This window comes from Legionella erythra, assembly GCF_001467615.1.
Classification (GTDB): Bacteria; Pseudomonadota; Gammaproteobacteria; order Legionellales; family Legionellaceae; genus Legionella_C; species Legionella_C erythra.
On record NZ_LNYA01000032.1, the window covers coordinates 70,486 to 78,108 of the forward strand.

The window sequence follows — 7,623 nt, forward strand, 5'->3', positions numbered from 1 at the left end:
CAAACTAACGGCTTTTGAACAGTATTTAGGATTGAGAAGGAAATAACGATGAAAAAATACACGGAACAAAACCCCTGCGGGCTGGATGGATTTGCTTTTCTGGAGTTTTCAGCGCCGGATAAAACCCTGCTCGAACAGCAGTTTAAGGCCATGGGGTTTACAGAGAAAGCCACCCACAACGAACAGGACATTACCCTCTATCAACAGGGCCAGATTCAGTTTATCGTCAATGCGACAACCAATAGCCAGCCTGAACAACATGCCAAAACACATGGTGCTGGCGCTTGTGCCATGGGATTTAAAGTGCACGATGCGAAGCAGGCTTATGCCTATGCAATAGAAAACGGCGCGACGCCTTTTGTTGACTGTGATCATGCGCATCATGGCTTACCTGCAATTGAAGCCATTGGTGGCAGCGTCATTTATTTTGTCGATGACAACACAGCGCCTTTTGCCAATCAATGGCGTATGCTTCCTTCCGCTTCAACACAACCCGGTTGCGGCCTGACTGCCATTGACCACCTCACACACAATGTCTTTCGCGGCAACATGGACAAGTGGGCTTTATTCTATGAAAGGATTTTCAACTTTAAGGAAATCCGTTTCTTTAACATCAAAGGCCAGATGACCGGCCTCATCAGCCGCGCCCTAGGCAGCCCCTGCGGCAAAATCAAGATTCCCTTGAATGAATCCAAGGATGATCAATCCCAGATTGAAGAATTCCTCCACGATTACAAAGGCGAAGGGATTCAGCACATTGCCTTGAATTCCAGCGACATTTACACCACCGTCAATACCTTGCGCAAAGGGGGCGTCAGCTTCCTCGACGTGCCGGATACCTATTATGAAATGATTGAGCAACGCGTCCCCTGGCATCAGGAACCGGTTGCTAAACTGCGGCAGGAAAAAATTCTCATTGACGGCGATAAGGTTCCAGCCGGCGGGTTGTTGTTGCAGATTTTCACCGAAAACGTCTTTGGTCCTGTGTTTTTTGAAATCATTCAGCGCAAGGGTAACGAGGGATTCGGCGAAGGCAATTTCCAGGCACTGTTTGAAGCCATCGAACGCGATCAAATTCGCCGCGGTACGTTACAGGAAGCGCACTGATGAAATTAGCCAGCTTAAAATCGAGAGACAGCCGCGACGGTGAGTTGTGCGTGGTTAATCAGTCCTTAACCCACGCTATCCGCGTGGGCCATATCGCCAGAACACTTCAGCAAGCCCTGGATCATTGGGACAGCAAAGCACCGGAATTAATGGAAGTCTATGAGGCATTAAATGAGGGGAATCTGGCGCATAGTTTCACGTTTGATCCCGCCCATACCACCGCTCCCCTGCCCCGTGCTTACCAATGGGCGGATGGCAGCGCCTTCGTCAACCACGTGGAATTGGTTCGGCAGGCACGAGGGGCGAAAATGCCTGATGATTTCTGGACCGAACCGCTCATGTATCAGGGGGGCTCCGATAGTTTTCTAGGCCCCATGGATCCCATTGCCGTGGCAGATGAGCAATACGGCGTGGACTTTGAGGCTGAATTGGCCGTCATTACAGATGATGTACCCATGGGTGTCAGCGCTGAGCAGGCGGGGCAACACATCAAACTATTCATGCTGGTAAACGATGTCTCCCTGCGTAATCTTATTCCCCCGGAATTAGCCAAGGGATTTGGTTTTTTTCATTCCAAACCGTCCAGCAGTTTTTCTCCTGTGGCCATCACACCGAATGAGTTGGGCAGTCACTGGGATGGCCTACGTGTGCATCTGCCGCTTAAGAGTTATTTAAACGGTCAGTTATTCGGCGAACCCGATGCAGGCACCGACATGACGTTTTCCTTTCCGCAGTTGATTGCTCATGCCGCAAAAACGAGGCCTTTGAGCACAGGCACCATCATTGGTTCCGGCACGGTCTCCAATCGTGATCGCAGTAAAGGTTCATCTTGCATTATTGAAAAACGCATGTTAGAGATTATTGCTGAAGGGAAAGCAACCACGGCGTTCATGCATTTCGGCGATTCCATTCGCATTGAAATGATCGATGATCAAGGGCATTCTTTGTTTGGAGCAATTCATCAAACCGTTGTTCAATATCAAGGATAAACGTGAAACTATATGACTATTTTCGTTCAACGGCGAGTTACCGCGTGCGCATCGCCTTGAACATAAAAAACATCAGTTATGAAACACTGGCAGTCCACCTGGTTAATAATGGCGGCGAGCAGCATTTGCCGCATTATCTGGAAATGAACCCGCAGGGGTTAGTGCCGACACTGAATGAAAATGGTCATATTATCAGCCAATCCTTAGCCATCATTGAATACCTGGATGAGATGACGCCGACACCACCGCTCTTGCCTCAGACGCCTTTAGGGCGCGCGCATGTACGCAGCCTGGCACTCACCATCGCCTGCGACATCCATCCTATAAATAACCTACGGGTCCTTAACCGCTTACGCTATCAATTCGATGCGGATGAGTCACAGGTGCGCGAGTGGTATTTTCACTGGCTCAAACTGGGTTTTGATGCCCTGGAAATCCGACTGCAGCAAATGCCGCATAAAAGTCAGGTTTGTTATGGCAATGACGTGACGCTGGCTGATCTTTGTTTGATCCCCCAGGTTTACAATGCCCACCGTTTTGGCTTTCCTATGGTGAATTATCCTTTAATCAACGCCATCAATGAGCATTGCCTGTCATTAAGCCCGTTTAAAAACGCAGCGCCTGAAGACGCTTAAACATATAAATAAAAGCCATAGGCTAAGAGAATAATGCCAATCACGAGGGCGATGGCTGCCGTAATGTAATAGCCCGGGCCGGCATAAAATGTACGGCTAAACGTCATCATTTTTTCAGGGAATGCCAGCCACAGGACTGATTTAATTAAAATCAGCCAGGCCACCACGGTGATAATGACCTCTTCATCCCAAACCCAGAGGTTATGCACCAGCACCAGGATAATCCCGATGATGAGTGAAAAGGTCGCACCAATCATAATGGCATGCGATCCCTCATGAAGATTGGTCATCAGATTTCGATAGTAATCAGCCCGTGTCAACATGACAATGGCAACAATCAGTAAATAAAAACCCAGAACCTGGCTAATGAGTAATGAATGAAGTGATTCAGGCATGGTCCGCTCCCTGCTGTGTCCATACTTACAGTTTAGACCATGGTGAGCACTCCCTTCTCAAAACCTTTCTTGCAAGAGGGGGTGATCAAAACCACGCCTTTTTCACTGTAGCGGTTGTTACCTTGCCGGTGGTATCGCGCTTAAGAATAGACCACTCTGCCTTGCAGCGCTGCAAATGCCCCATCAGGATTGTTTGGTTATTACAATGGTAGCGTACCGGGAGGTTTTCCACTGTTTCATGTTGACGCGCCGCTTCGCATTGCTCACCGCTGATAAGCTCCACCGCCCAGGGGTAGGTTCTCGACATGTCCAATTCCGTGTGCTGACTGTTATCGGCGGCCTGGCCGAGTTTTAATAGCACACTGCGGCCAACCCAGGGCGATTGCGGGCAAAGCGCTTCGGAATTGTCACTGAATTGTTTAATAAAACAGGGATCAAAAACCTGCCCCTCCGCCAGACAGCGCCAGGCGTCCTCGCGGACTATACGTTGGGACTGTTGCCAGCACTCCCCTGCAAGGCGTTTTTCAATAATTAAGGGGATTTGCTGTTGGGTTTCACCAAAAGGCCTGAACAATTTCAATTCGGTATCCTGTGCCTTAAGTGTGAATGAATAAAGAATGGCTAAAATGATCATTAGAACACGCAGCATGGATTACCTCACTCATTTCATTTAGTGTATTATCCTAACTTAATCGTGGCTTGCACCACAATCGACAAGTATTATGCCAGACAGTGCAAACGCAATCTTCTATTTGGAGTGGATATGACAGAAGTTTATACAATTAAACAGTGTTTAGACGGCGACGTTCCGGTTGACGCCCGAGTCACGGTGAGAGGCTGGGTAAAAACCCGCCGTGATTCCAAAGCCGGCCTTTCTTTCGTTGCTCTGCATGACGGGTCCTGTTTTTCCCCCATTCAGTTGGTGGTCAGTGAACAATTACCCAATTACCAGAATGATGTGCTTAAACTCACGGCAGGCTGCTCAGTTTCAGCAACGGGTAAATTGATTGCCTCACAGGGTAAAGGGCAACAGTTTGAAATCCAGACAGAAAGTCTTGAAGTCGCCGGTTGGGTCGAAAACCCCGACACCTACCCCATTCAAGCCAAGCGCCACACACTGGAGTATTTACGTGAAGTGGCCCATTTGCGCCCCCGCACCAATACCATCAGTGCAGTCACTCGGGTGCGCCATTGCCTGGCTCAGGCCATACACCGCTTTTTTGACGAACAGGGGTATTTCTGGATTCATACCCCGATTATTACCGCCAGCGATTGTGAAGGGGCGGGCGAAATGTTTAGAATCAGTACACTCGACCTGCTCAATCTGCCCAAAACCGCCGAAGGGAAAGTCGATTTTTCCAAAGATTTCTTTGGCCGTGAAACCTTCCTCACCGTTTCAGGGCAATTAAATGTTGAGGCGTATTGTCTGGCCATGTCAAAAGTTTATACTTTTGGCCCCACCTTCCGTGCTGAAAATTCCAACACCAGCCGCCATTTGGCTGAATTCTGGATGATTGAACCCGAAGTGGCTTTTGCAACATTAAACGACATTGCGGCCTTAAGTCAGAACATGTTGCGCTACCTGTGTAAAACCGTTCTCGATGAGCGCAGTGACGACATGGAATTTTTCAATCAATTTGTATCGCCGGGCTGCATTGAACGGCTGGAACACATTGTCGCGTCTGACTTTGAGATGATGAGCTATACCGACGCCATCCATGCCTTAAGCAAAGCGGACAAAAAATTTGATTTCCCAGTCAGCTGGGGACTTGATCTGCAATCCGAACACGAGCGCTATCTGGCGGAAGAATTATGCAAAAAGCCTGTTATCCTCACCGATTACCCGAAAGACATTAAAGGCTTCTACATGCGCCTGAATGACGATGGCCGCACCGTTGCTGCCATGGATGTGCTTGCACCCGGTATTGGGGAAATCATCGGCGGCAGCCAGCGTGAAGAACGCCTGCACATCCTTGATCAACGCATGGACGAGTGCAAGCTGGATAAAGACAATTACCAGTGGTATCGTGATCTGCGCCGTTACGGCAGCGTACCGCACGCAGGCTACGGTTTGGGCTTTGAACGTTTAATCAGTTATGTAACCGGCGTCGGCAACGTACGGGATGTGATCCCATTCCCACGCACACCGGGTCATGCCAATTATTAACGGCCCGCTGCACCTGGCGCCAATAACGGCGCTGGGGCTGCCTCCCTTTTTTCTTCCCTGTCAAACGCTCTGTCATGAAACTTAATGCGGCTGATTTCAGGATGAAAAAAGGACGGGCCAATTCGGCCTATGATTTTGCCAAAATCCACCCGTTGATAGTCTGTACAATGTTCATATTTAATTCGCTCGACGGCTGGATAATTATTAGTATTTAGCGGTTTTGGCATGGTATTACATTGTCCCATTAATTTCTCCTGTGGTTATGAGAATAACATCCCATCCTGAATGGCATAAATTTTATCCATTCGCTCTGCCAATTGTTTATCATGCGTGACAATCACCAGGGCGGTATTGAATTGCTCATTAAGGTTAAGCATCAATTCAAAAATTTTCACGGCGGTGGCATGATCCAGATTGCCAGTGGGTTCGTCTGCCAGTACGCATTTGGGCTGATGCACCAGAGCTCGGGCTATGGCTACACGCTGCCGCTCGCCGCCCGACAATTGCGCCGGTTTATGTGTGACCCGATGGGCTAAACCGACCTTGTCAAGCATCATCAATGCCTGCTCACGGGCAGCGGTAACCGGTATATCGCCCAGCAACAGGGGCATGGCGACATTTTCCATGGCGGTAAATTCCGGCAACAAGTGATGAAACTGATAAACAAAGCCTAACTCGCGGTTACGAAGCTGGCATCGCTTTTTTTCCGTCAGGGATTGCCAATCCACACCCTGCATCAGCACTTCACCTTCACTGGGTTTATCGAGGCCGCCAAGCAGATGCAGCAAGGTGCTTTTACCGGATCCCGACGGCCCAACAATGGCCATGCGATCCCCGGCTTTTACTGAAAAATCAATGCCGTTAAGAACAGACACAATCGCCGTACCGTCATGGTAGGACTTGCTTAAATTTTCACAGGAAAAAATGGTCTCACTCATAATGCAGAGCCTCCGCAATAACGGTTCTGGATGCACGCCAGGCCGGGTAAATGGTAGCGATAAAGCTCATTAACAATGCCAAACCGCAAATCTGCACCAGATCAATCCACATAATTTTTGACGGGAGATAATCGACAAAATAGATACTGGACGACAAAACCTGAACATGAAAGAGCGATTGCAGGTAATTGACGATTGATGTGGCATTGCTGGCTAAGATTATTCCGCCAATTAAGCCCAGGAGCGTACCCACGATACCGACCATTAATCCCTGAACGATAAACACTTTAAGAATCATGGACGGTGTTGCCCCAATGGTTCTAAGGATGGCAATTTCCGCCTGTTTATCATTGACAACCATCACCAATGACGATACCAGATTAAAGGCCGCCACGGCAATAATCAGCAGCAGGATGAGAAACATCATGGTTTTTTCCATCTTCACCGCCTGGAAAAAAGGCCCAAATTGCTCAGTCCAATTGCCCACTTCATAACCATCGCCGAGTGCCTTGCTGATCTCATGGGATAACTCCGGCGCGCGGTACATTTCTTTTATTTTCATTTTGACGCCGCTGACCTGATCGCCCAATTGCAGCAATTTCTGGGCATCGCCAAGGTTGATAAAAGCGAGCTTGGTATCAAAATTAAATCCGGTACCGGCTGAAAAAACACCGACCACTGTAAATCGTTTAAAACGGGGGATCATCCCTGCTGGCGTCACGGTGGCCTGAGGAATCATGATGGTGACCTTATCGCCAATCATTAACCCCAGACTATCAGCCAGGCCCCGTCCAAGGATTAAACCAAAATGCTTTAAATCCTCAAGATCCCCCGCCAGCATTTTTTCCTTAAGGTGTGTAACCGCCTGTTCTTTTTCAGGTAACACCCCGGTCAGGACAATGGGTAGAACCTGACCGTCATGCGTTAGCAGCCCCTGCGCACCCACATAGGGAGCCACAGCCTTCACATCGGGAAACGTCATGAGTTTTTTCTCAAGCGCCTGCCAGTTACTGATTTTGCCATCCAGGCCGCTGACGGTAATTTCGGGCGCCATACCAAAAAAGCGTTTGTGAATCTCTTCATCAAAACCATTCATCACGGATAAAACCGTGATTAAAACCATCACCCCCAATGCAATGCCCAGCATGGAGCTTAAGGAAATAAAGGATACAAAATGGTTTCTCTTTTTTGCCCGGGTGTATCGTAACCCGATATAAAACGCCAGTGGTTTAAACATAGATGGTTTTTTTTGATAAAAAACTATTGTAGTGAAAAAGTCCCGCAAGATATAGCTTACCTTGCATAAATCACGCGTTTATCCTTTGTACGGGACAAAAAAACTGAGATATAGGAATAGAGGGAGAATAACTCGCTGATAACAAAAGAATTTCA

General features: G+C 48.4%; 9 protein-coding genes. 4 read left to right on the top strand and 5 right to left on the bottom strand.

What is annotated here, in order from left to right; translation table 11 throughout:
* Positions 1-48 precede the first annotated feature (48 nt).
* Genes hppD through maiA form a run of 3 tightly spaced genes read left to right on the top strand, consistent with a single transcriptional unit; the run spans position 49 to position 2,731 of the window.
* A complete protein-coding gene (gene hppD, locus Lery_RS10225; protein ID WP_058527166.1) occupies positions 49-1,107 on the top strand; it encodes a 4-hydroxyphenylpyruvate dioxygenase in 1,059 nt (352 codons plus the stop codon).
* Positions 1,107-2,096: a fumarylacetoacetate hydrolase family protein gene (locus tag Lery_RS10230; protein WP_058527167.1), complete on the top strand. Its 990-nt coding sequence runs from the start codon at positions 1,107-1,109 to the stop codon at positions 2,094-2,096. Before hppD ends, Lery_RS10230 begins: the two co-directional genes overlap by 1 nt.
* A 2-nt stretch (positions 2,097-2,098) precedes the next feature.
* Positions 2,099-2,731: a maleylacetoacetate isomerase gene (gene maiA / locus Lery_RS10235; protein ID WP_058527168.1), complete on the top strand. Its 633-nt coding sequence runs from the start codon at positions 2,099-2,101 to the stop codon at positions 2,729-2,731.
* Here the strand turns inward: maiA and Lery_RS10240 are convergent.
* Complete coding sequence (locus tag Lery_RS10240; RefSeq protein WP_058527169.1) at positions 2,728-3,126, bottom strand: hypothetical protein; 399 nt, start codon at positions 3,124-3,126, stop codon at positions 2,728-2,730. The two genes, maiA and Lery_RS10240, sit on opposite strands and share 4 nt — an antisense overlap.
* Before the next feature lie 85 nt (positions 3,127-3,211).
* Positions 3,212-3,775, bottom strand: a complete 564-nt coding sequence (locus Lery_RS10245) for a hypothetical protein (protein ID WP_065230288.1) — start codon at positions 3,773-3,775, stop codon at positions 3,212-3,214.
* 114 nt (positions 3,776-3,889) lie between these two features.
* Here Lery_RS10245 and asnS point away from each other — a divergent pair, with 114 nt between their 5' ends.
* Positions 3,890-5,293: an asparagine--tRNA ligase gene (gene asnS, locus Lery_RS10250; RefSeq protein ID WP_058527170.1), complete on the top strand. Its 1,404-nt coding sequence runs from the start codon at positions 3,890-3,892 to the stop codon at positions 5,291-5,293.
* On the opposite strand, the gene Lery_RS10255 is transcribed toward asnS, so the two are convergent.
* Genes Lery_RS10255 through Lery_RS10265 form a run of 3 tightly spaced genes read right to left on the bottom strand, consistent with a single transcriptional unit; the run spans position 5,290 to position 7,468 of the window.
* Positions 5,290-5,538 carry a hypothetical protein gene (locus tag Lery_RS10255; protein ID WP_058527171.1) on the bottom strand — a complete coding sequence of 83 codons (249 nt, stop codon included), beginning with the start codon at positions 5,536-5,538 and terminating at the stop codon, positions 5,290-5,292. The genes asnS and Lery_RS10255 overlap by 4 nt on opposite strands.
* 15 nt (positions 5,539-5,553) lie before the next feature.
* Entirely contained in the window at positions 5,554-6,231 is a 678-nt protein-coding gene (gene lolD, locus Lery_RS10260; RefSeq protein WP_058527172.1) for a lipoprotein-releasing ABC transporter ATP-binding protein LolD, read from the bottom strand.
* Entirely contained in the window at positions 6,224-7,468 is a 1,245-nt protein-coding gene (locus Lery_RS10265) for a lipoprotein-releasing ABC transporter permease subunit (protein WP_058527173.1), read from the bottom strand. Before Lery_RS10265 ends, lolD begins: the two co-directional genes overlap by 8 nt.
* Positions 7,469-7,623: the final 155 nt, after the last annotated feature.

Excerpts from the sequence above, each read along its gene's own strand:
- hppD (WP_058527166.1), top strand. The coding sequence starts at position 49 with ATGAAAAAATACACGGAACAAAACCCCTGCGGGCTGGATGGATTTGCT.
- Lery_RS10230 (WP_058527167.1), top strand. The coding sequence starts at position 1,107 with ATGAAATTAGCCAGCTTAAAATCGAGAGACAGCCGCGACGGTGAGTTG.
- Lery_RS10240 (WP_058527169.1), bottom strand. The coding sequence starts at position 3,126 with ATGCCTGAATCACTTCATTCATTACTCATTAGCCAGGTTCTGGGTTTT.
- Lery_RS10245 (WP_065230288.1), bottom strand. The coding sequence starts at position 3,775 with ATGCTGCGTGTTCTAATGATCATTTTAGCCATTCTTTATTCATTCACA.
- asnS (WP_058527170.1), top strand. The coding sequence starts at position 3,890 with ATGACAGAAGTTTATACAATTAAACAGTGTTTAGACGGCGACGTTCCG.
- Lery_RS10255 (WP_058527171.1), bottom strand. The coding sequence starts at position 5,538 with ATGGGACAATGTAATACCATGCCAAAACCGCTAAATACTAATAATTAT.
- lolD (WP_058527172.1), bottom strand. The coding sequence starts at position 6,231 with ATGAGTGAGACCATTTTTTCCTGTGAAAATTTAAGCAAGTCCTACCAT.
- Lery_RS10265 (WP_058527173.1), bottom strand. The coding sequence starts at position 7,468 with ATGTTTAAACCACTGGCGTTTTATATCGGGTTACGATACACCCGGGCA.